23 protein-coding genes are annotated in these 21,363 nt (G+C 61.9%); 22 read left to right on the forward strand and 1 reads right to left on the reverse strand.

Features of this window, described 5'->3' with window-relative positions; translation table 11 throughout:
- Positions 1-2: 2 nt before the first annotated feature.
- The 13 genes from fliJ to flhB all read left to right on the forward strand — a co-directional run bounded on the left by fliJ (position 3) and on the right by flhB (position 10,024).
- The gene (fliJ, locus tag IB234_RS18330; RefSeq protein WP_192320589.1) at positions 3-452 is read left to right on the forward strand and encodes a flagellar export protein FliJ; all 450 of its coding nucleotides are present in this window, start codon (positions 3-5) and stop codon (positions 450-452) included.
- A 70-nt stretch (positions 453-522) separates the two neighbouring features.
- A complete protein-coding gene (locus tag IB234_RS18335) occupies positions 523-828 on the forward strand; it encodes an STAS domain-containing protein (protein ID WP_192320591.1) in 306 nt (101 codons plus the stop codon).
- Positions 829-833: 5 nt separating this feature from the next.
- The gene (locus IB234_RS18340) at positions 834-2,528 is read left to right on the forward strand and encodes a fused response regulator/phosphatase (protein ID WP_192320593.1); all 1,695 of its coding nucleotides are present in this window, start codon (positions 834-836) and stop codon (positions 2,526-2,528) included.
- Between the two features lie 29 nt (positions 2,529-2,557).
- Entirely contained in the window at positions 2,558-2,908 is a 351-nt protein-coding gene (locus tag IB234_RS18345; RefSeq protein ID WP_192320595.1) for an Hpt domain-containing protein, read from the forward strand.
- A gap of 76 nt (positions 2,909-2,984) precedes the next feature.
- Positions 2,985-4,283, forward strand: coding sequence for a flagellar hook-length control protein FliK (locus IB234_RS18350; RefSeq protein WP_192320597.1), 1,299 nt, complete (start codon positions 2,985-2,987; stop codon positions 4,281-4,283).
- 211 nt (positions 4,284-4,494) lie between these two features.
- A complete protein-coding gene (gene fliL / locus IB234_RS18355; protein ID WP_192320599.1) occupies positions 4,495-5,028 on the forward strand; it encodes a flagellar basal body-associated protein FliL in 534 nt (177 codons plus the stop codon).
- A gap of 11 nt (positions 5,029-5,039) precedes the next feature.
- Positions 5,040-6,011, forward strand: coding sequence for a flagellar motor switch protein FliM (fliM, locus tag IB234_RS18360; protein WP_192320601.1), 972 nt, complete (start codon positions 5,040-5,042; stop codon positions 6,009-6,011).
- Positions 6,012-6,131: 120 nt separating this feature from the next.
- On the forward strand, positions 6,132-6,614 hold the full coding sequence (gene fliN, locus IB234_RS18365; protein WP_192320603.1) for a flagellar motor switch protein FliN: 483 nt from the start codon (positions 6,132-6,134) through the stop codon (positions 6,612-6,614).
- Between the two features lie 4 nt (positions 6,615-6,618).
- Positions 6,619-7,065: a flagellar biosynthetic protein FliO gene (gene fliO, locus IB234_RS18370; protein WP_192320605.1), complete on the forward strand. Its 447-nt coding sequence runs from the start codon at positions 6,619-6,621 to the stop codon at positions 7,063-7,065.
- Positions 7,062-7,817 (forward strand): flagellar type III secretion system pore protein FliP, encoded by a 756-nt coding sequence (gene fliP, locus IB234_RS18375; protein ID WP_192320608.1) that lies wholly within the window; start codon positions 7,062-7,064, stop codon positions 7,815-7,817. The genes fliO and fliP overlap by 4 nt, the downstream gene beginning before the upstream one ends.
- An 11-nt stretch (positions 7,818-7,828) precedes the next feature.
- Positions 7,829-8,098: a flagellar biosynthesis protein FliQ gene (gene fliQ, locus IB234_RS18380; protein ID WP_192320610.1), complete on the forward strand. Its 270-nt coding sequence runs from the start codon at positions 7,829-7,831 to the stop codon at positions 8,096-8,098.
- Positions 8,098-8,874, forward strand: coding sequence for a flagellar biosynthetic protein FliR (gene fliR, locus IB234_RS18385; RefSeq protein WP_192320612.1), 777 nt, complete (start codon positions 8,098-8,100; stop codon positions 8,872-8,874). Before fliQ ends, fliR begins: the two co-directional genes overlap by 1 nt.
- Before the next feature lie 13 nt (positions 8,875-8,887).
- Positions 8,888-10,024: a flagellar biosynthesis protein FlhB gene (flhB, locus tag IB234_RS18390; protein WP_192320614.1), complete on the forward strand. Its 1,137-nt coding sequence runs from the start codon at positions 8,888-8,890 to the stop codon at positions 10,022-10,024.
- A gap of 57 nt (positions 10,025-10,081) precedes the next feature.
- Here flhB and sodC read toward each other — a convergent pair whose 3' ends face one another.
- Positions 10,082-10,603: a superoxide dismutase family protein gene (sodC, locus tag IB234_RS18395; RefSeq protein ID WP_192320616.1), complete on the reverse strand. Its 522-nt coding sequence runs from the start codon at positions 10,601-10,603 to the stop codon at positions 10,082-10,084.
- A gap of 172 nt (positions 10,604-10,775) precedes the next feature.
- Here sodC and flhA point away from each other — a divergent pair, with 172 nt between their 5' ends.
- The 9 genes from flhA (at position 10,776) to IB234_RS18440 (ending at position 21,361) form a co-directional block, all read left to right on the forward strand.
- On the forward strand, positions 10,776-12,899 hold the full coding sequence (gene flhA / locus IB234_RS18400) for a flagellar biosynthesis protein FlhA (protein WP_192320618.1): 2,124 nt from the start codon (positions 10,776-10,778) through the stop codon (positions 12,897-12,899).
- A 12-nt stretch (positions 12,900-12,911) separates the two neighbouring features.
- Complete coding sequence (flhF, locus tag IB234_RS18405) at positions 12,912-14,237, forward strand: flagellar biosynthesis protein FlhF (RefSeq protein ID WP_192320621.1); 1,326 nt, start codon at positions 12,912-12,914, stop codon at positions 14,235-14,237.
- A 96-nt stretch (positions 14,238-14,333) separates the two neighbouring features.
- Complete coding sequence (gene fleN, locus IB234_RS18410) at positions 14,334-15,167, forward strand: flagellar synthesis regulator FleN (RefSeq protein ID WP_192320623.1); 834 nt, start codon at positions 14,334-14,336, stop codon at positions 15,165-15,167.
- A complete protein-coding gene (gene fliA, locus IB234_RS18415) occupies positions 15,164-15,910 on the forward strand; it encodes an RNA polymerase sigma factor FliA (RefSeq protein ID WP_192320625.1) in 747 nt (248 codons plus the stop codon). The genes fleN and fliA overlap by 4 nt, the downstream gene beginning before the upstream one ends.
- An 85-nt stretch (positions 15,911-15,995) precedes the next feature.
- Positions 15,996-16,370: a chemotaxis response regulator CheY gene (locus IB234_RS18420; protein WP_171016308.1), complete on the forward strand. Its 375-nt coding sequence runs from the start codon at positions 15,996-15,998 to the stop codon at positions 16,368-16,370.
- Between the two features lie 19 nt (positions 16,371-16,389).
- Positions 16,390-17,178 (forward strand): protein phosphatase CheZ, encoded by a 789-nt coding sequence (locus tag IB234_RS18425; RefSeq protein WP_192320628.1) that lies wholly within the window; start codon positions 16,390-16,392, stop codon positions 17,176-17,178.
- 29 nt (positions 17,179-17,207) lie between these two features.
- The gene (locus IB234_RS18430) at positions 17,208-19,451 is read left to right on the forward strand and encodes a chemotaxis protein CheA (RefSeq protein ID WP_192320630.1); all 2,244 of its coding nucleotides are present in this window, start codon (positions 17,208-17,210) and stop codon (positions 19,449-19,451) included.
- Positions 19,452-19,490: 39 nt separating this feature from the next.
- Complete coding sequence (locus tag IB234_RS18435) at positions 19,491-20,621, forward strand: protein-glutamate methylesterase/protein-glutamine glutaminase (RefSeq protein ID WP_192320632.1); 1,131 nt, start codon at positions 19,491-19,493, stop codon at positions 20,619-20,621.
- Entirely contained in the window at positions 20,621-21,361 is a 741-nt protein-coding gene (locus IB234_RS18440; protein ID WP_192320634.1) for a flagellar motor protein, read from the forward strand. The genes IB234_RS18435 and IB234_RS18440 overlap by 1 nt, the downstream gene beginning before the upstream one ends.
- Positions 21,362-21,363 lie beyond the last annotated feature (2 nt).

Genomic DNA, 21,363 nt, shown 5'->3' on the forward strand with positions numbered 1-21,363 from the left:
AGATGGCCAACAGTCGTGCCGCGCGTCTGGCACCAGTGGTCGAGATGGCTGAGCGTGCCGAGCGCGAGGCGGCGCGGCAGATGGCCCATATGCAGGGCCTGCTGGCCAAGGCCGAGGCTCAATTGGGCGTACTGGAGCGCTATCGCGGCGACTACCAGCAGCAGTGGATCAGCGAAGGCAGCAAGGGTGTTTCGGGCCAATGGCTAATGAACTACCAGCGCTTTCTCAGCCAGCTAGAAACCGCCATCGGGCAGCAGCTGCAGAGCATCGAGTGGCACCGGCACAATCTCAACAAGGCAAGAGAGGCCTGGCAGCAGCGCTATGCGCGGGTTGAAGGCCTGCGTAAGCTCGTACAGCGCTACCTTGACGAGGCTCGTGCCGCCGAGGACAAACGCGAACAGAAGCTGCTCGACGAGTTGTCGCAGCGCCTGCCGCAGCGCGACCAGAACTGAGCCACGGTTGCCGCCGTCACCGGCGGGTGCTAAATCTTTTCTCTGCACAAGAATCTACAAGGAGTGCTACATGGCCATCACCGCGCTACCCTCGGGCGACGGGCAGGAGCTGACCATTCATGTTCAGGGACGCTTCGATTTCTCCGCGCATCAGGAATTTCGCGATGCTTACGAGCGAGTGAACGTCACCCCCAAGCGCTATGTCGTGGACCTCAAAGGGGCCACCTACCTCGATAGTTCCGCGCTGGGCATGCTATTGCTGCTGCGCGATCACGCCGGAGGCGACCATGCGCGCATCAGTCTGATCAACTGCAACCCCGATGTGCGCAAGATCCTCTCCATCTCCAACTTCGAACAGCTGTTCCAGATCGGCTGACTGCCATGTCCAACCGCCTGTCCATCCTGATCGCCGAGGACAGCGCGGCGGACCGCATGCTCCTGTCCACCATCGTCAGCCGCCAGGGTCACCGGGTACTGACGGCGAGCAACGGTCTCGAGGCTGTGGCGTTGTTCGAGCAGGAGCGTCCCCAGCTGGTGCTGATGGACGCGCTCATGCCGGTGATGGATGGCTTCGAGGCATCCCGGCGGATCAAGGTGGCGGCCGGCGAGGCTCTCGTGCCTATCATCTTTCTCACCTCGCTGACGGAGAACGAAGCGCTGGTGCGCTGCCTGGAGGTTGGCGACGATTTCCTCGCCAAACCCTATAACCAGATCATCCTGCAGGCCAAGATCACGGCCATGGACCGGCTGCGCCGTCTGCAGCAGACAGTCCTGGAGCAGCGCGATCTGATCGCCAAGCATAACGAGCACCTGCTGACCGAGCAGCGAGTGGCCAAGGCGGTGTTCGACAAGGTGGCCCACTCTGGCTGCCTCAGTGCCGCCAATATCCGCTACCTGCAATCTCCTTTTGCTCTGTTCAACGGTGACCTGCTGCTGGCTGCATTCAAGCCCTCCGGGGGTATGCATGTGCTGCTCGGTGACTTCACCGGCCACGGCCTGCCGGCGGCAATTGGCGCGATGCCACTGGCGGAGGTGTTTTACGGGATGACCGCCAAGGGCTTCTCGATGGCGGAGATCCTCCGGGAAATGAATGCCAAGCTGAAGCGCATCCTGCCGGTGGGGGTGTTCTGCTGCGCCACGATGCTCAACCTCAGCTTCCAGCGCCGCGTGGTGGAGGTGTGGAACGGTGGCCTGCCGAACGGCCATCTGCTGCATGCCGATAGCGGCGAGCGTGTGCCTCTGGTTTCCCGCCATCTACCCCTGGGAGTGCTGGATCCGGGCTCCTTCAAGGATGTTTACGAGGTTCATCCGCTGAGCCTCGGCGATCGCATCTTCCTGCTTTCCGACGGCGTGCTGGAAACCTGCGATGCCAGCGGCCAGCTATTTGGCGAGGACAGGCTGCTTCGAGTCCTGGCTGCGGGGCATCGGCCCGAATCTCTGTTCGACGAGATTCAGGCGGCGTTGGCGGCATTCCGAGGCGAAGCTCAGGATGATGTGAGCATGATCGAGTTGGCCATGGTCGAGGATGGCCAGCTTGCGCGTCCGCCTCTCGCATTCTCCGATAGCGGGCAGAGCAGCGCGCTTGATTGGGCGGCATCCTTCGAGTTCCGCGCGGAAGCGCTGAAACGCTTCAATCCGCTGCCCTTTCTGCTGCAGCTGCTGATGGAGGTTCAGGGGCTGAGGGCACGAGGCGGGGCGCTGTACACGGTGATGGCAGAGCTGTATTCCAATGCACTGGAGCATGGAGTGCTGCGCCTGGACTCGGCACTCAAGTCCGATGCTCAAGGCTTTTCCCTTTACTATCTGGAGCGCGGTCGGCGCCTGCGGGCGCTGGACAAGGGGCTGGTGAAGTTCGAACTGGAACTACTGCCGGAGGCGGGCGGTGGTTGCTTGCGCATCCGTGTCCAGGACAGTGGCGAGGGATTCGACGTAGCCGATGTCATGGCGCGCCAGGCAGACGGCGGCAGTCTCTGTGGCCGGGGCATGCGACTGGTTCGGCAGTTGTCCGATCATTGCGAGTGGAGCGCTGACGGCCGTATTACCATCGTGGAGTTTCGCTGGGCGGCTCAGGCATAATCGGCGCTTCCCGACCGTGGAGTGAGCAGGTGTCCGATTCCCATCTCGACCAGAGCGTGCTGGCATCTCTCCTGGATGTCATGGGAGAGGAGTACCCCGTCCTGCTGGATACCTTCCTGGTCGACTCGGAAGAGCGCCAACGGCATATCCATGAGGCCCTGAGCTCGGCTGATGCCCAGGCGCTGCGCCTGGCTGCACACAGTTTCAAGGGCAGTTGCAGCAATATGGGCGCGCCACTGCTGGCCGGTCTTTGCAAACAGCTGGAGGAGGTGGCTCGTCGAGAGCGCCTGGATGACGCTCCCGATCTGGTCGAGCAGATCGGTCGCGAATTCGCCATCGTCCGCATATTGCTCAAGTCCGAGCGCCAGCGTTATCGCTGAGATCGTGCACTTCCCGCAAAGTTGGCCCGCCCTTTGCTCAGCTTCGGATACGATCCATCCCTAACGGAGAGTATCCATGTCCGTTGCACCCGATTTTCTCCTGCAGTCCGCGCCCGAGGTTCGGCCGAAGGCTGCCGCTGCCAAGGCGCCTGCTGCCGGCCCCGAGCCCAGGAGCAAAGACGCTTCCAGCTTCGCCGACGTCTATGCCAAGGAGCGTCAGGCGAAGTCGGCCGAGCGCAAGGAGAGTAGCGCCAAGACCTCTGAGCAGCGCACGGCGGATGCCAAGCCTGCGAGCGAAGCGAAAGGCGAGGCTGCCGCTGAACAGCCGGCGGTTGCCGAAAGCGGCAATGACTTGCCGGAAGAGACGGTCGAATCCGGCAGCGATGTTATCGATCCGCTGTTGCTGATGGCCATGACCGGGCAACTGCCTGCCACAGAGACCGAAGATCCTGCCTTGCTGGTCGAGGAGGGCGAAGGTCTGGCCGATGAACTTGGCGCTCAGCAACAGCAATTCGCACCGGTTGCAGGTTTGGCTGCTACCGGGCTGACCGAGGCGAACCATGATCCCGAGCTTGACCTGCTGAACAGCGTGCCCGGGGTGAAGCTGGCCCTCGAAGTCGGCACGCAAGGCCAGGCCGCGACCCAGCAACTGAGTCCTGGTGCTGTGGCTGCCGAGCGTTCGTCCAGCGCTGGACAGGGGGTCGCCAATGCCCTGGCCGCATTCTCGGGTGATGCGGTGCCCAGTGAGGAGGCGCCTACCGAAGGGCTTGACGTCGATCTGCTAGGAGAGGGGCTCGACAGCGCCCAGTCGAGCCTTCGCGAGGGGCAGAACGAAGTTCGCGCAGAGACCTTCGCCAACAAACTCAACGTGCTGAGCCAGGCCATCAATCAGCAACACAACGTACAGCGTTTGCCGCTGGCACCGGGGCAGCCGGTCCAGGTGAACCACCCGGGCATGAGTGAGGCGGTGGTCGATAAGGTGATGTGGCTCTCCAGCCAGAATCTCAAGTCAGCTGAGATCCAGCTCGACCCGGCGGAGCTAGGGCGTCTCGAGGTGCGTATCGAGCTGAACAAGGACCAGGCGGCTCAGGTCACCTTCATCAGTGCGAATGCCAACGTGCGGGATCAGCTGGAAGGCCAGGCTCATCGTCTACGTGAACTGTTCTCCCAGCAGGGCATGAACCAGCTCGATGTGAATGTCTCGGACCAGTCTCTGGCGCGAGGCTCCCAGGGCGGTGGCGAGGAGGCGCAGCGTCGCTCCAGTGGGCGTGGCATGGGCGGCTCGGGTGACGACGAGGTGCTGGCCGGGGTCAGTGAAATTCGTAGTCCGGCTGGTGGCGCCGCACCTCGTGGGCTGGTGGATTACTACGCCTGACGACTCTGATCCGCCGTCCTGAACATCTGCGCCCGGTGACGACAATGTCCCGGGCGCAGTCGTTTTCGGGTGACAGGCGGTCGTTGCCTTGGTATATCGGCAGCCTGTGTCTGCAGGGGTGAGACGAGCTATCTTGTTCAGAAGGTGGCATAACACTTGCTCCCAAGCCCTTGACCAGGGAAAAAATACTGACGAGTGACGGATTTCTGGCATGGCAAAGAAACCAGCGCCCAAGCCACCGGCCGCCGATGGCGGCGAGAAGGCGGGCGGCAAAGGCAAGCTTAAGATCATCATCCTTATCGTGGTTGCACTGCTACTGGCGATAGGCCTGTCGGTGGGAGCTACCTGGTTTTTGCTCAGCAAGGACAAGAAGGACGAGAAACCGGCTGAGGAGCACGCCAGCGAGGCGGCTGCCCCGGTCAAACAGCCGGCGTTGTACGAAAGCATCGCGCCGGCGTTCATTGCCAACTACAAGCATCAGGGGCGCCAGCGTTACATGCAGGTCAGCGTGGCGCTGATGGCGCGCAATCAGGCCGAGCTGGACGCTCTCAAGATCCATATGCCGTTGATCCGCAATCGCTTGGTGATGCTGTTCTCCGGTCAGGATTTCGGTGCCCTGATGACGCCGGTCGGCAAGGAAATGCTGCGTAGCCAGGCCACGGCCGTGGTGCAGGAGTTGGCGCAGAAAGAAACCGGTAAAACCGTGGTCGAACAGGTTCTGTTCACCAATATCGTGTTGCAGTAGCGGGAGCTTCCATGGCCGTACAAGACCTGCTGTCACAGGACGAGATCGACGCGCTGCTGCATGGTGTGGACGATGGCCTGGTCGAAACCGAGAACGACGCCGATCCGGGCAGTGTCCGCAGCTATGACCTGACCAGCCAGGACCGTATCGTCCGTGGCCGCATGCCGACGCTGGAGATGATCAACGAGCGTTTCGCGCGCTATACCCGCATCAGCATGTTCAACCTGCTACGGCGCTCGGCCGATGTGGCCGTGGGTGGCGTACAGGTGATGAAGTTCGGCGAATACGTCCATTCGCTCTATGTGCCGACCAGTCTCAACCTGGTGAAGATGAAGCCTCTGCGCGGGACCGCGCTGTTCATTCTCGACGCCAAACTGGTGTTCAAGCTGGTGGACAACTTCTTCGGTGGCGACGGTCGCCACGCCAAGATCGAGGGGCGGGAATTCACACCGACCGAGCTGCGGGTAGTGCGCATGGTCATCGACCAGGCCTTCGTCGATCTCAAGGAGGCCTGGCACGCGGTGCTGGACGTGAACTTCGAGTACATCAACTCGGAGGTCAACCCGGCCTTGGCCAATATCGTCAGCCCGAGCGAAGTCGTTGTCGTATCGACCTTCCATATCGAGCTGGACGGCGGTGGTGGCGACCTGCACATCACCATGCCCTACTCGATGATCGAACCGATACGCGAGATGCTCGATGCGGGCTTCCAGTCCGACGTGGACGACCAGGACGAGCGCTGGATCAAGGCATTGCGTGAGGACATCCTCGACGTCAACGTCCCGCTGGGTGCCACTCTGGCCCATCGCCAGCTCAGGCTGCGCGACATTCTGCATATGCAGCCCGGCGACGTGATTCCCGTGGAGCTGCCCGAGCAGATGATCATGCGGGCCAACGGTGTGCCTGCCTTCAAGGTCAAGTTGGGCGCCCACAAGGGCAATCTGGCATTGCAGGTTCTCGAACCGGTGGATCGCTCGCGCTGAGGGGCTGCGAACGCATTGCTAGCGCGGTGAGGTTGCTTATGGCGCCTCCCGCTGTCTTAACCTGGTCGGCCGGATTTCCGGGCGGCCCGATACAGTTGAACAGCCAGCCGAGGTAGAGCGATGGCAGACGAAAACGAAGGCACCAGCCCAGAGGAGCAGGCCCTGGCCGATGAGTGGGCCGCGGCACTTGCCGAGGCGGGTGATGACGCCGGCCAGGCGGATATCGATGCGCTGATGGCGCAGGGAGGCGGTGCTGCAGCCGCTACGCCGGCAGCTCCGCGCATGGCAATGGAGGAGTTCGGCGCCTCGCCCAAGCCGGGAGGCGGGCCCGTCTCTCTGGATGGCCCCAACCTGGATGTGATCCTCGATATTCCGGTGTCCATCTCGATGGAGGTGGGCAGCACCGAGATTTCCATTCGCAACCTGTTGCAACTCAACCAGGGGTCGGTGGTGGAGCTGGATCGCCTGGCCGGTGAGCCGCTGGATGTGCTGGTCAACGGCACCCTGATCGCTCACGGCGAGGTGGTGGTGGTCAACGAGAAGTTCGGTATCCGCCTGACCGATGTGATCAGCCCCAGTGAACGCATCAAGAAGCTGCGCTGAGACCATGCACCGCGCTTTCTGCAGTCTTCTCGCATTGGCGCCGCTGGTGGCTCAGGCTGCCGAGCCGGCGACCAAGGCAGTCACTACGCCCATGGCCAACAGCGACATTGCAGGTCAGCTGACGCAGCTCTTGTTCGGCCTGTTGCTGGTGATTGGCCTTATCTTCGCGCTGGCCTGGCTGGCGCGACGGGTGCAGCAGATAGGCCCGCGCGGCGGCCAGGCTATCAAGCTGGTGGCCAGCCAGGCCCTTGGCCCGCGTGATCGCCTGCTGCTGGTACAGGTGGGGGGCGAGCAGATTCTGCTCGGCCTCAGCGCCGGCCGCATTACCCCGCTGCATGTGCTCAAGGAGCCGGTGCACCTGGGGGAGGGCGAGCCCGCCACACCCGAGTTTGCCCAGCGCCTGATGGAGTTGCTCGGCAAGGACCAGAAGGACCATAAGGACAACACATGAGCGCCTGGCGCATTCTGCTGACCCTGCTGCTGGCCATTGCCGCGCCCCTGGCATTCGGGGCCGAGGACCCGCTGTCGATCCCGGCCATCACGCTGAGCACTGACGCCGCAGGCCAGCAGGAGTACTCGGTCAGCCTGCAGATTCTGCTGATCATGACGGCGCTGAGTTTCATTCCGGCGTTCGTCATGCTGATGACCAGCTTCACGCGGATCATCATCGTGTTTTCGATCCTGCGCCAGGCCCTGGGCCTGCAGCAGACACCGTCGAACCAGATTCTCATTGGCTTGGCTCTGTTCCTGACCATGTTCATCATGGCGCCGGTGTTCGACCAGATCAATCGAGAGGCCCTGCAGCCCTACCTGAATGAGCAATTACCGGCGCAGCAGGCGATTGCCAAGGCCGAGGTGCCGATCAAGAACTTCATGCTGGCGCAGACTCGTGCCTCGGATTTGGAGTTGTTCGTGCGGTTGTCCAAGCGCACCGATATTGCCAGCCCGGAAGAGGCACCATTGACCATCCTGATTCCGGCCTTCGTCACGTCCGAACTGAAGACCGCATTCCAGATAGGTTTCATGATCTTCATCCCGTTCCTGATCATCGACATGGTGGTGGCCAGTATTCTCATGGCGATGGGTATGATGATGCTGTCGCCGCTGATCATCTCCTTGCCGTTCAAGATCATGCTCTTCGTTCTTGTGGATGGCTGGGCGTTGATCATGGGGACCTTGGCCGGCAGCTTCGGTACGTTATAGAGGGCTGAACCATGACTCCTGAAGTGGCTGTCGACCTGTTCCGCGAGGCGCTCTGGCTGACGGCTATGATCGTCGGCCTGCTGGTGCTGCCTAGCTTGCTGGTGGGGCTGGTGGTGGCCATGTTCCAGGCTGCCACGCAGATCAACGAGCAGACCCTGAGCTTCGTTCCGCGCCTGCTGGTGATGCTGCTCACGCTGATCTGGGCGGGCCCATGGCTGGTGCGCGAGCTGATGGAGTACACCCAGACGCTGGTGCAAAATATTCCGCTGTTGATCGGCTGATGTTCGAACTGACCAACGAACAGATTGGCGGCTGGGTAGGCCAGTTTCTCCTGCCGTTGTTCCGGATCGCTTCCATGCTGATGGTCATGCCGGTGATCGGTACCCAACTGGTACCGATTCGGGTTCGCCTGTACCTGTCCCTGGCTATCTGCGTGGTGCTGGCGCCGACACTACCGCCCATGCCGCAGGTAGATGCCGTGAGCCTCCAGGCCATGTTGCTCATCGGTGAGCAGGTACTGGTCGGGGTCATGTTCGGTTTCATGCTGCAGCTGTACTTTCACCTGTTCACCGTTGCCGGCCAGATCATCGCCATGCAGATGGGCCTGGGTTTCGCTTCCATGGTCGACCCGGCCAATGGCGTATCGGTACCGGTGCTTGGCCAATTCTTACTGATGCTGGTGACTCTGCTGTTCCTGGCCATGAATGGCCATCTGGTGGTGTTCGAGGTGCTGGCCGAGAGTTTTGTCACGCTCCCGGTGGGCGAGGGGCTGTCGCTGGATCACTACTGGACACTGGCCGGCAAGCTGACCTGGGTCATCGCCGCGGGCCTGCTGATGGCGCTGCCGGTGATCACCGCGCTGCTGATCATCAACCTGGCTTTCGGTGTGATGACGCGGGCCGCACCGCAACTGAACATCTTCTCCATCGGTTTCCCGCTGACCCTTGTGCTGGGGATGTTCATCTTCTGGGTCGGTCTTTCCGACTTCCTCGCGCATTTTCAGACGCTGACCAGCGAAGCGCTGATGCAGCTGCGCGAACTGGCACGCATTCGCTAAAGGAGGCTTTGCCATGGCAGAGAGCGAAAGTGGCGCGGACAAGAGCGAGGAACCCACTGGCAAGCGCCTGGAAGAGGCGCGCAAGAAGGGCCAGATAGCCCGATCGAGGGAGCTCAACACCTTGGCCGTGACATTTGCCGGCGCCGCGGCGCTGCTGATGTTCGGAGCGGAGATGGGGCGGGCCATGATGGGCATGATGCATGGCAATTTTTCCCTGCCTCGTGAGGTGTTGCTGAACGAGGGATCAATGGTTCGCTATCTGATGCGTACCGGTATGGAGGCGTTGCTGGCGCTGCAGCCGTTCCTCACCGTGTTGCTCATTGCCTCCATCATCGGCCCCATCTCGCTGGGGGGGTGGCTGTTTTCCAGCGAAGCGCTGATGCCCAAGTTCAGTCGGATGAACCCGCTGGAAGGGCTCAAGCGCATGTTCTCGACCAAGGCACTGGTGGAGTTGCTCAAGGCCTTGGCCAAGTTCGTGGTGATACTGGTGGTCGCCCTGGCGGTCCTAAAATCGGACCAGGATGATCTGCTGGCCATCGCCAGCGAGCCGGTGGAGGCGGCCATCCTGCATGCCATGCAAGTGACGGGCTGGAGCCTGCTGTGGATGGCCTGTGGGCTGATCCTGATCGCAGGCGTGGATGTTCCCTTCCAGCTGTGGGACACCAAGCAGAAGCTCAAGATGACCAAGCAGGAGGTGAAGGACGAGTACAAGGACAGCGAAGGCAAGCCGGAGGTCAAGTCGAAGATTCGTCAGTTGCAGCGGCAGATGGCGGAGCGACGGATGATGCAGCAGGTGCCGGAAGCCGACGTGGTGATCACTAACCCGACGCACTTCGCCGTGGCGCTGAAATACGACCCTGCCAAGGGCAATGCGCCGATGCTGCTGGCCAAAGGGGGAGATTTCCTGGCGTTGAAGATTCGCGAGATCGCTCAGGAGAACAATGTCAGCCTGCTGGAGTCGCCGGCGCTCGCACGAGCCGTGTACTACTCCACCGAAGTGGACCAGGAGATTCCTGCAGGCCTGTATCTGGCCGTGGCTCAGGTGCTGGCCTACGTGTACCAGCTAAGGCAGTTCCGTTCCGGCAAGGGCAAGCGCCCAGGGCCGTTGCCTGACCTGCCCATTCCGCAGGATTTACGACGCGACGAGTAACCGGGTATCGGCCCGGCAAGGCGGTGGCTCCGGTCCGCCACCATCGCCCGTATTACCTCAGCGAATGACTCCGCAGGCCACGCGCACACCGCCGCCGCCCAAGGGCTTCGGATGATCGGCATGGTTGTCTCCTCCTGCATGTACCATCAGAGCGTGGCCCTTGAGCTCATCCAGACTTTTCAGGCGCGGCGCCAGTATCGGCTGCTCGGCTTTGCCCTGGGCATCCACATACAGGGGGGGCAGATCGCCAAGGTGGGCCTGATCGTCCCAAGGGGAGCCGTGGCGGCTGGTACCGTTCGGATCCCAATGACCTCCCGCGGCTTCTGCGGCCGATGACTTGCCATCCTTCAGGCCGGCCTCACAGCTCGCATTCGCATGAACGTGGAATCCGTGCAGACCCGGTTCAAGGCCTGAAAGCGCGGGGATGAAGACCAGGCCATAGGGGCTCTGTTCGACCTTGACGGTGCCGACCTGCTTGCCGACGCCATCGGCGTCCACCGCGTCGAGCTGAATACTGATGGGCGCTGCGTGGGCCGTGCCGGCAAGGCTGAGCAGGATGGCGGTGACCAGCTTGTTCATGGGTATCTCCTAGTTGTTGTGCGACAAGCCTGTGACTATGGAACTTGGCCCGGGTTTCCTCTCGATCGCCTCCTGCCTGCTGAGTTGAGAAAAGCTGGCCAGCTTCTTGCTCTTACCTGCTCAGGACGCTTTCCGCGTCAAAAGATTGAACGGCTGGGGTAATCAAGTGGCAGTGGATCGGGCGCAAATCATTGGTGATGTACGCAGCAACCTGGCGGGGTTGCGCCACGGCAATCTGGGCATTCCACTGCTGCTGCTGGTCATGCTCGCCATGGTCATGCTGCCGATTCCTCCGTTCCTGCTCGACGTTCTATTTACCTTCAGCATCGCCCTGTCCATTGTCGTCCTGCTGGTGGCCATCTATTCCCTGAGGCCGCTGGACTTCGCCGTATTCCCGACCGTGCTGCTGGCCGCGACCTTGTTACGCCTGGCGCTGAACGTGGCCTCCACCCGCGTGGTGCTGCTGCATGGTCAGGAGGGCCACGACGCTGCGGGCAAGGTGATCCAGGCCTTCGGCGAGGTAGTGATCGGCGGCAACTACGTGGTCGGTGCCGTGGTGTTCGCCATCTTGATGATCATCAACTTCGTGGTGGTTACCAAGGGCGCCGGGCGTATCTCCGAGGTGAGCGCACGCTTCACCCTGGATGCCATGCCCGGCAAGCAGATGGCCATCGACGCCGACCTCAACGCCGGCCTGATCGATCAGGCCGAAGCCAAGAAGCGCCGTAGTGAGGTGGCCCAGGAGGCCGACTTCTATGGCTCGATGGACGGTGCATCGAAATTCGTTCGTGGTGACGCCGTCGCCGGCCTGCTGATCCTGTTCATCAACCTGATCGGCGGCATGGCAATCGGTGTGCTGCAGCACGATCTGGCCTTTGCCGAGGCCGGACGCATCTACACCCTGCTGACCATCGGTGATGGTCTGGTCGCGCAGATCCCGTCGCTGCTGCTGTCCACCGCCGCCGCCATCATGGTGACCCGCGTTTCCTCTGCCGAGGACATGGGTCAGCAAGTCAGTCGGCAGATGTTCAGCTCGCCCAAGGCGCTGGCCGTGTCGGCCGCGATCATGATCGCCATGGGTCTGGTGCCTGGCATGCCGCATTTCTCTTTCATCAGTCTCGGTCTGGTGGCGGCCGGCGCGGCTTACTGGATTGCGCACAAGCAGCGCAAGACCAAGGAGGCCGAAGTCAAGGAAGTTCAGCGCCAGCAGGAGCTGCTGCCCGCTCAGAGGGCCCAGGAAGTCAAGGAGCTGGGCTGGGACGATGTGACTCCGGTGGACATGGTTGGCCTGGAAGTGGGCTACCGGTTGATTCCGCTGGTGGATCGCAACCAGGGCGGCCAGTTGCTGGCGCGGATCAAGGGCGTGCGCAAGAAGCTGTCGCAGGAGATGGGCTTCCTGATGCCCTCGGTGCATATCCGCGACAATCTCGACCTGTTGCCGAATGCCTATCGCCTGACCCTGATGGGGGTGAGTGTGGCCGAGGCAGAGGTGTATCCGGAGCGCGAGCTAGCGATCAACCCGGGCCAGGTGTTCGGCACCCTGAACGGCATCGCCGCCAAAGATCCGGCGTTCGGTCTGGAAGCGGTGTGGATAGATCCCGGTCAACGCGACCAGGCCCAGTCGCTCGGCTACACGGTGGTGGATGCCAGCACCGTGGTTGCCACCCACCTCAACCAGGTCCTGCACAAGCATGCTCACGAGCTGCTCGGCCATGAGGAAGTCCAGCAGTTGATGCAGCTGCTGGCCAAGAGCTCGCCGAAGCTGGCCGAGGAGCTGGTGCCGGGAATGGTCTCGCTGTCGACCCTGCTCAAGGTGCTGCAGACCCTGCTGGCCGAACAGGTGCCGGTGCGCGATATCCGCAGCATCGCCGAAGCCATCTCCAATGTCGCCGGAAAGAGTCAAGATCCCGCCGCGATGGTCGCTGCAGTTCGCGTCGCGCTTTCTCGCGCCATCGTGCAAAGCATTGTGGGACTAGAGCCGGAGCTGCCTGTGATCACTCTGGAACCCAGGTTGGAACAGTTATTGCTAAATAGCCTGCAGAAGGCCGGTCAGGGCTCCGAGGATGGCATCCTCCTCGAGCCCGGCATGGCGGAGAAGCTGCAACGCTCCCTGGTGGAGGCGGCGCAGCGCCAGGAAATGCTCGGCAAGCCAGTGATCCTGCTGGTGGCCGGCCCGGTTCGGGCGATGCTTTCGCGATTCGCGCGGCTCGCCGTACCCAGCATGCATGTACTGGCCTACCAGGAAATACCGGATAACAAGCAGGTCACGATCGTCGCCACGGTCGGCCAGAACTGAGGGTTCTAAGCCATGCAAGTCAAACGCTTCTTCGCCGCCGATATGCGTACCGCCATGAAACTGGTACGCGACGAACTGGGCGCCGATGCCTCGATCATCGGCAATCGCCGTGTGGCCGGCGGCGTGGAGCTGACCGCTGCCCTGGACTACCAGCCCGCCGCGCCCTCTCGCCAGGCCAACCCGGCGCTGGAGGCCGAGCTGCGCAAGACCCAGGCCAAGATCGCTAATGCCCAGGCTGAGCTGGCCGTTCGCGCCGTGGCCGACGAGCGCAAGGATCGTCAGCTGTTCGCCAACGAATCGCTGATTGCGCCTGAGTTGCCTGCCACTGCGGTCAAGATGCAGAAGCCTGCCGCCGCCGCGCAGGAGCCTGTTCGCCCGTCTGCCGCTGCGGTGGACCAGCGCGCCCTGGATGCCATGCGCTTCGAGTTGCACGGCCTGCGTGAGTTGATCGAGGTACAGCTTGGCTCCATCGCCTGGGGGCAACTGCAGAATCGCAAACCGCAGCAAGCCAACCTGTGGCGCCGCCTGCAGCGCATGGGGCTCTCCGCCGATCTTTCCCGTGCGTTGCTGGAGCGCGTAGCGAAGGTTGCCGATCCGCGTCAGGCCTGGCGCATGCTGCTGGCCCATCTTGCCCATGCAATCAAGACCCCAGAGGTCGAGCCACTGGAGGAGGGGGGGGTGATTGCGCTCGTGGGGCCGGCTGGAATGGGTAAAACCACGACTCTTGCCAAGATGGCGGCGCGATATGTGCTGAAATACGGGCCGCAGAGTATCGCCCTGGTCAGCATGGACTGCTTCCGTATCGGTGCTCAGGAGCAGATCAAGACCCTCGGTCGCATCCTCAACGTGCCGGTAACTCAGGTCGATCCTGGCCAATCGTTGGTCCAGGCACTGGCTCCGCTGGCACGCAAGAAGGTTGTATTGATCGATACGGCCGGTTTGCCGGCCAACGATCCGGCTCTGCGTCTGCAATTGGAGAGTCTGGCCGCTCGTGGGGTCAAATCGAGGAACTATCTGGTGTTGGCGGCTACCAGCCAGGCTCAGGTGCTCAAGGCCGCCTATCACAGCTACAGGCAATGCGGCCTTGCGGGCTGCATCCTGAGCAAGGTCGACGAGGCAGCCAGCCTGGGCGAGGTTTTGGGGCTGGCTATCAGCCAGCATCTACCGGTAGCCTATCTGGCAGATGGGCCGAAGATTCCGGATGATCTGCAGGTGCCGCGTAGCCATCAGCTGGTGAGCCGCGCGGTGAGCATGCAGACTGCGGAGGATCCGAGCGAGGAAGCCATGGCAGATGTGTTCGCCGGCCTCTACCACCACCCGGCGCGTCGCGCGGGATAGGGCAGGCGGCGGCGCTAAAGGCGTTCTAGTGTGTAGGAAAGGATCGGTGGAGTTGCCCGATCAGCCCAGTCCAGGCAAGTAAGGTAAGAGAAGAACATGGGTAGTATGCATCCCGTACAGGTGATTGCAGTCACAGGCGGCAAGGGCGGCGTCGGCAAGACCAACGTGTCGGTGAACCTGTCGCTGGCACTGGCGGACCTCGGTCGTCGCGTCCTGCTGATGGATGCCGACCTGGGCCTGGCCAATGTCGACGTGCTGCTGGGCCTGACCCCGAAACGCACGCTGGCCGACGTCATCGCCGGCGAGTGCGATCTGAAAGACGTGCTCATCCAGGGCCCGGGCGGCGTCCGTATCGTGCCGGCCGCTTCAGGCACACAGAGCATGGTGCAGCTGTCACCGATCCAGCATGCCGGCCTGATCCAGGCCTTCAGTGATATCAGTGACAACCTCGACGTACTGGTCATCGATACCGCGGCCGGCATCGGTGACGGCGTGGTCAGTTTCGTGCGTGCGGCACAGGAGGTCATTGTGGTCGTATGCGACGAGCCGACCTCGATCACCGACGCCTACGCACTGATCAAGCTGCTCAATCGTGACTACGGCATGAGCCGCTTCCGCGTACTGGCCAATATGGCCCACAGCCCGCAGGAAGGTCGCAATCTGTTTGCTAAGCTGACCAAGGTAACCGACCGTTTCCTTGATGTGGCTTTGCAGTACGTCGGCGCCGTCCCCTACGACGAGTCCGTACGTAAAGCCGTGCAGAAGCAGCGCGCGGTATACGAAGCCTTCCCGCGCTCGAAGTGCGCACTGGCGTTCAAGGCGATCGCCCAGAAAGTCGACACGTGGCCCCTTCCGGCCAACCCGCGCGGCCATCTGGAGTTCTTCGTCGAGCGTCTGGTGCGGCAACCGATCGCGGGTACGGCGGTATGACAGCAGCCAGTGGACTTCGCATGTACAACAAGGCGCAGGCGCAGGACTCCCAGCACCAATTGATCGAGCGCTACGCGCCTCTGGTCAAGCGAATCGCCTATCACCTGTTGGCGCGTTTGCCCGCTAGTGTGCAGGTCGATGACCTGATGCAGGCCGGCATGATCGGTCTGCTGGAAGCGTCAAAAAAATACGATGGCACCAAGGGCGCCAGTTTCGAAACCTATGCCGGCATTCGCATCCGCGGCGCCATGCTCGACGAGGTGCGCAAGGGAGATTGGGCTCCGCGTTCGGTACACCGCAATACCCGTATGGTCAGCGACGCCATCCGTGCAATCGAGGCGCGGACAGGAAGAGACGCTAAAGATCAGGAGGTTGCGGCCGAACTCCAATTGAGTCTCGAGGATTACTACGGCATTCTTGGCGACACTCTGGGCAGCCGTTTGTTCAGTTTCGACGACCTGGTACAGGATGGCGAGCAGGGCGGGTTGCACGAGGATGTCAGCAGTAGTCATGGTGGGCCTCTGCACGGCTTGGAGGATGAGCGTTTCCAGTCGGCACTGGCCGATGCGATCGCCCACCTGCCGGAACGGGAACGCCTGGTCCTGTCGCTGTACTACGACGAAGAATTGAATTTGAAGGAAATCGGGGAAGTCCTGGGGGTCAGCGAGTCCCGGGTCAGCCAACTGCACAGCCAGTGTGCCGCGCGTTTGCGGGCCAGGCTGGGCGAGTGGCGGGCGAGCTGACGGATAACCGATTTTCATGATTTGCAGCGCCGCCGGGACACTCGGTGGCGCTTAGGACTGTACGGAGGTCGACTTGGACAAGAACATGAAAATCCTCATCGTTGACGATTTCTCGACGATGCGACGGATCATCAAGAACCTCCTGCGCGATCTGGGGTTCACCAACACGGCGGAGGCGGATGACGGCAATACCGCGCTGCCGATGCTGCAGAGCGGTAGTTTCGATTTCCTCGTGACCGACTGGAACATGCCTGGCATGACCGGCATCGACCTGCTTCGCGCGGTCCGCGCCGATGACCGACTCAAGACCCTGCCGGTGCTCATGGTGACTGCAGAGGCCAAGCGCGAGCAGATCATCGAGGCCGCCCAGGCCGGTGTTAACGGCTATGTGGTCAAGCCGTTCACCGCCCAGGTGCTGAAGGAGAAGATCGAGAAGATCTTCGAACGGGTTAACGGCTGATGTTCGCCGCGAGGGCGCTATGGCACACGATGATTCTTCCCTGGGCGAGCTCGAAGCGACGCTGAAGTCCCATGCCAACCAACTTGTCGAAAGCCTGGAGAAGGGGCGCTTCGGCGAGGCGGTTCAGCTGATTCACGAATTGAGCCAGGCTCGCGACCGAGGCCTGTATCAGGAAGTCGGCAAGCTCACCCGCGAGTTGCACAACGCGATCGTCAACTTCCAGATCGACCCGCGTATGCCGGGCGCCCAGGAAATCTCCCAGATATCCGATGCCACCGAACGACTCTCCTACGTGGTGCAGATGACCGAGAAGGCTGCCAACCGGACGATGGACTTGGTCGAGCAGAGTGCGCCGTTGGTCAACGATCTCGGCGACGAGGCCCAGGCATTGTCGACGGAATGGGGCAAGTTCATGCGCCGCGAAATGGGAGCTGATGCCTTTCGCGAGCTGGCCAAGCGCATCGAGCTGTATCTGGCCCGTAGTGAACGCGACAGTCAGAAACTATCGGTGCACCTGAACGACATCTTGTTGGCGCAGGATTTCCAGGATCTCACCGGTCAGGTGATCAAGCGCGTGACCCAGCTGGTCACCGAAGTCGAAAGCAACTTGCTCAAACTGGTGTTGATGGCCAGCCACGTGGACCGCTTTGCCGGCATCCAGCACGACCATGAAGTGCTGCGTGCCGAGCAAGAACAACAAAAAGAACCTTCCAAGGGTGAAGGTCCGCAGATTCATGCCGATAAGCGTGAAGACGTGGCGTCCAGTCAGGACGACGTAGACGACTTGCTGTCCAGTCTTGGATTTTAGGGCTCTAGTAGAGCCTTTGGAGCGCACCGATGAGCTTCGACGCCGATGAAGAAATCCTCCAGGACTTCCTGGTAGAGGCCGGCGAGATTCTTGAGTTGCTGTCCGAGCAACTGGTCGAGCTGGAAAGCCGACCCGATGACATGGACCTGCTCAATGCTATTTTTCGCGGATTCCACACCGTCAAGGGTGGTGCGGGCTTCCTCCAGCTGAACGAGCTGGTCGAGTGCTGCCATATCGCGGAAAACGTGTTCGACATTCTGCGCAAAGGCGCGCGCCGTGTGACCCCCGAGCTGATGGACGTGGTCCTGCAGGCGCTGGATGCGGTCAACGAGATGTTCAGCCAGGTGCGCGAGCGCACCGAGCCTACCCCTGCCTCTCCTGAGCTGCTGGCCGCCTTGGCGCGGCTTGCGGAGCCCGAAAGTGCCGACGAACAAGCGGCTGCAGAGCCAGAGGCTGAACCAGAGCCTGAGCCTGAAGTCGAGGCCCCAGCAGCCGGCGGAGATATTACCGACAGCGAGTTCGAGCAACTGCTGGACGCGATTGGTGAACAACCGGCTTCGGAAGCTCCTGCCCAAGTGGGAGGCGGTGACGAGATCACCGATGACGAGTTCGAGGCTCTGCTCGACCAGCTGCATGGCAAAGGCAAGTTTGCCGGGGTTGCGGAGGAGGCACCTGCCTCTGTCCCCGTTGCAGCTGCGTCCCCGGCTGCTGGTGGTGATGAAATCACCGACGACGAGTTTGAGGCCTTGCTCGACCAGCTGCACGGCAAGGGCAAGTTCAGCGGTCCGGCCGAAGAGCCAGTAGTCGCAGCCAAACCTGTAGCCGCTGCTCAAGCGCCTGCGGCTAGCGGTGGTGATGACATCACCGACGACGAGTTTGAGGCCTTGCTCGACCAGCTGCACGGCAAGGGCAAGTTCAGCGGTCCGGCCGAAGAGGCTGCTCCTGCACAAGCTCCCGCGCCCAAACCGGCTGCGGCAGCGCCGGCCAAGAAGGCCGAGCCCAAGAAGGCGGAACCTGCCAAGCCTGCGCCGAAGCCTGTGGCCAAGCCCGAGCCTGTCAAGTCGGCTGCACCGGCTCCCGCACCAGCCGCCGCCGGCGGGCCTAACGAAACGGAGACCACCGTACGGGTCGATACCGCGCGCCTGGATGAGATCATGAACATGGTCGGCGAACTGGTGCTCGTGCGTAACCGCCTGGTGCGTCTGGGTCTCAATAGCGGTGATGAGGCGATGGCCAAGGCCGTCTCCAACCTGGACGTGGTCACTGCGGATCTGCAGACATCGGTCATGAAGACGCGCATGCAGCCGATCAAGAAGGTTTTTGGCCGTTTCCCGCGTCTGGTCCGCGATCTGGCACGCAACCTGAAGAAAGAGATCAACCTCGAGCTGGTCGGGGAAGAGACCGACCTCGACAAGAATCTGGTGGAGGCGCTTGCCGACCCGCTGGTGCACTTGGTGAGGAATGCCGTCGACCACGGTGTCGAGACCCCCGAAGAACGGGAGGCCGCTGGTAAGCCGCGCACTGGTCGCGTGGTGTTGTCGGCTGAGCAGGAGGGTGACCACATCCTGCTGATGATCACCGATGACGGTAAGGGCATGGATGCGAACATCCTTCGTGCCAAAGCGGTGGAGAAGGGCTTGCTGGACAAGGACGCCGCGGATCGCCTTACCGATCTCGAGTGCTACAACCTGATCTTCGCGCCGGGCTTCTCGACCAAGACCGAGATTTCCGACGTGTCGGGTCGCGGTGTAGGCATGGACGTGGTGAAAACCAAGATTTCCCAGCTCAATGGCACGGTCAACGTATTTTCGCAGAAGGGTCAGGGTTCCAAGATCGTCATCAAGGTGCCTCTGACCCTGGCGATCATGCCGACTCTGATGGTGATGCTGGGCAACCAGGCGTTCGCCTTCCCGCTGGTCAACGTCAATGAAATCTTCCACCTCGACCTGTCGCGCACCAATGTGGTGGATGGCCAGGAAGTAGTGATCGTGCGTGACAAGGCGCTGCCATTGTTCTATCTCAAGCGCTGGTTGGTGGGGGGCGCATCTGACGAGCAGCGTGAGGGGCATGTCGTGATCCTCACCGTGGGTAGTCAGCGCATCGGCTTTGTGGTCGATCAGCTGGTGGGCCAGGAGGAGGTGGTGATCAAGCCGCTCGGCAAGATGCTGCAAGGTACGCCTGGCATGTCTGGCGCTACCATAACCGGTGATGGGCGCATTGCCCTCATCCTCGACGTGCCGAGCATGCTCAAGCGCTACGCGCGTCGCATCTGATTGAATGCGGCTGGCGCTGCCAGCCGCTCTGGAGTGTTTATGGCAGTCAAGGTCCTGGTGGTGGACGATTCCGGCTTCTTCCGCCGTCGGGTTTCGGAAATTCTCTCCGCGGACCCGGATATCCAGGTGGTCGGGACCGCCACCAACGGTCGAGAAGCCATTGATCAGGCTCTGGCGTTGAAGCCAGACGTGATCACCATGGACTACGAGATGCCGATGATGGATGGCATCACCGCTGTGCGGAACATCATGCAGCGTTGTCCGACACCGGTCCTGATGTTCTCTTCGCTGACCCACGAGGGAGCTCGTGTCACCCTGGATGCGCTGGATGCCGGTGCGGTCGACTATCTGCCGAAGAACTTCGAAGACATCTCGCGCAACCCGGACAAGGTCAAGGCGATGCTGTGCGAGAAGGTTCATACCATCGCCCGCAGCAATCGCCGCTACAGCACCTTCAGTCCGCCGGCTCCTCAGGTCGCTCCCGCTTCGTCTGCGGGCCTTGCAGGGCGTCCGACAACGGGGGCTTCGCCTGCTCCGAGCCGGGCTTCGGCTCAGCCCGCACCTGCGTCCCAGGCACCAGCCGGAGGTGGCGCGAGCCCAAAGCGTAAGGCGTACAAGCTGGTTGCCATTGGCACGTCCACGGGTGGCCCGGTGGCGCTCCAGCGGGTGCTGACCCAGCTGCCGGCCGGGTTTCCCGCGCCAATCGTATTGGTTCAGCATATGCCGGCAGCCTTTACCAAGGCTTTTGCCGATCGCCTCGACAAGCTCTGTCGGATTACCGTCAAGGAAGCCGAAGATGGTGATCTGCTGCGTCCTGGCCTGGCGCTGCTGGCTCCTGGCGGCAAGCAGATGATGGTCGACTCGCGCGGAGCGGTGAAGATTCTGCCCGGTGATGAGCGCCTCAACTACAAGCCCTGCGTCGATATCACCTTCGGTTCGGCCGCCAAGTCGTTCAACGACAAGGTGCTGGCCGTGGTGCTTACCGGCATGGGCGCCGATGGTCGCGAGGGTGCCCGCCTGCTCAAACAGAGCGGGAGCCAGGTGTGGGCGCAGGATGAGGCGAGCTGCGTGATCTACGGCATGCCCATGGCAATCGTGAAGGCCAACCTGGCCGATGCCGTGTATGGTCTGGACGAAATTGGCAGGCATCTGACCGAGGCCTGCCTCTGATGGATGTACTCAGCCTCGTTGGGGTGATTCTGGCCTTTGTCGCCATCATTGGCGGCAATTACCTCGAAGGCGGCCACATCGGCGCGCTGCTCAACGGTCCGGCTGCGCTGATCGTGATTGGCGGTACATTGGGTGCCGCCTTCATCCAGACCCCGATGAACGTGTTCAAAAGGGCACTCAGCATTCTGAGCTGGATTGCCTTTCCTCCCCGGGTCGACCTTGCTGGAGGGATCAATCGCGTTGTCAGCTGGAGCATGACGGCTCGCAAGGAAGGATTGCTCGGCCTCGAGCCGGTGGCCGACAGCGAGCCGGATCCCTATGCCCGCAAGGGCTTGCAGCTGCTGGTCGATGGCGTCGAGCCAGAGGCCATTCGCAGTATCCTCGAGGTCGACCTGTACACGCAGGAGGCTCGCGATATCCAGGCGGCAAAGGTGTTCGAGAGCATGGGTGGCTATGCGCCGACCATCGGAATCATTGGTGCGGTGATGGGGCTCATCCATGTGATGGGCAATCTGGCCGACCCCTCGCGGCTGGGTAATGGCATCGCCGTTGCCTTCGTTGCCACCATTTACGGGGTAGCGTTCGCCAACCTGCTGTTGCTGCCGGTGGGCAACAAGCTCAAGGCCAATGCTGCGCGTCAGTCCTGCTATCGCGAGATGCTGCTCGAGGGCATCCTGTCCATCGCCGAAGGTGAAAATCCCCGCTCCATCGAACTGAAGCTGCAGGGCTTCATGGATTGACC

It is taken from the genome of Pseudomonas sp. PDM16 (assembly GCF_014851865.1).
Taxonomy (GTDB): domain Bacteria; phylum Pseudomonadota; class Gammaproteobacteria; order Pseudomonadales; family Pseudomonadaceae; genus Aquipseudomonas.

What these genes read in the sequence shown, in the direction of transcription:
- fliJ (WP_192320589.1), top strand. Translation starts at nt 3, where the DNA reads ATGGCCAACAGTCGTGCCGCGCGTCTGGCACCAGTGGTCGAGATGGCT.
- IB234_RS18335 (WP_192320591.1), top strand. Translation starts at nt 523, where the DNA reads ATGGCCATCACCGCGCTACCCTCGGGCGACGGGCAGGAGCTGACCATT.
- IB234_RS18340 (WP_192320593.1), top strand. Translation starts at nt 834, where the DNA reads ATGTCCAACCGCCTGTCCATCCTGATCGCCGAGGACAGCGCGGCGGAC.
- IB234_RS18350 (WP_192320597.1), top strand. Translation starts at nt 2,985, where the DNA reads ATGTCCGTTGCACCCGATTTTCTCCTGCAGTCCGCGCCCGAGGTTCGG.
- fliL (WP_192320599.1), top strand. Translation starts at nt 4,495, where the DNA reads ATGGCAAAGAAACCAGCGCCCAAGCCACCGGCCGCCGATGGCGGCGAG.
- fliM (WP_192320601.1), top strand. Translation starts at nt 5,040, where the DNA reads ATGGCCGTACAAGACCTGCTGTCACAGGACGAGATCGACGCGCTGCTG.
- fliN (WP_192320603.1), top strand. Translation starts at nt 6,132, where the DNA reads ATGGCAGACGAAAACGAAGGCACCAGCCCAGAGGAGCAGGCCCTGGCC.
- fliO (WP_192320605.1), top strand. Translation starts at nt 6,619, where the DNA reads ATGCACCGCGCTTTCTGCAGTCTTCTCGCATTGGCGCCGCTGGTGGCT.
- fliP (WP_192320608.1), top strand. Translation starts at nt 7,062, where the DNA reads ATGAGCGCCTGGCGCATTCTGCTGACCCTGCTGCTGGCCATTGCCGCG.
- fliQ (WP_192320610.1), top strand. Translation starts at nt 7,829, where the DNA reads ATGACTCCTGAAGTGGCTGTCGACCTGTTCCGCGAGGCGCTCTGGCTG.
- fliR (WP_192320612.1), top strand. Translation starts at nt 8,098, where the DNA reads ATGTTCGAACTGACCAACGAACAGATTGGCGGCTGGGTAGGCCAGTTT.
- flhB (WP_192320614.1), top strand. Translation starts at nt 8,888, where the DNA reads ATGGCAGAGAGCGAAAGTGGCGCGGACAAGAGCGAGGAACCCACTGGC.
- sodC (WP_192320616.1), bottom strand. Translation starts at nt 10,603, where the DNA reads ATGAACAAGCTGGTCACCGCCATCCTGCTCAGCCTTGCCGGCACGGCC.
- flhF (WP_192320621.1), top strand. Translation starts at nt 12,912, where the DNA reads ATGCAAGTCAAACGCTTCTTCGCCGCCGATATGCGTACCGCCATGAAA.
- fleN (WP_192320623.1), top strand. Translation starts at nt 14,334, where the DNA reads ATGGGTAGTATGCATCCCGTACAGGTGATTGCAGTCACAGGCGGCAAG.
- fliA (WP_192320625.1), top strand. Translation starts at nt 15,164, where the DNA reads ATGACAGCAGCCAGTGGACTTCGCATGTACAACAAGGCGCAGGCGCAG.
- IB234_RS18420 (WP_171016308.1), top strand. Translation starts at nt 15,996, where the DNA reads ATGAAAATCCTCATCGTTGACGATTTCTCGACGATGCGACGGATCATC.
- IB234_RS18425 (WP_192320628.1), top strand. Translation starts at nt 16,390, where the DNA reads ATGGCACACGATGATTCTTCCCTGGGCGAGCTCGAAGCGACGCTGAAG.
- IB234_RS18430 (WP_192320630.1), top strand. Translation starts at nt 17,208, where the DNA reads ATGAGCTTCGACGCCGATGAAGAAATCCTCCAGGACTTCCTGGTAGAG.
- IB234_RS18435 (WP_192320632.1), top strand. Translation starts at nt 19,491, where the DNA reads ATGGCAGTCAAGGTCCTGGTGGTGGACGATTCCGGCTTCTTCCGCCGT.
- IB234_RS18440 (WP_192320634.1), top strand. Translation starts at nt 20,621, where the DNA reads ATGGATGTACTCAGCCTCGTTGGGGTGATTCTGGCCTTTGTCGCCATC.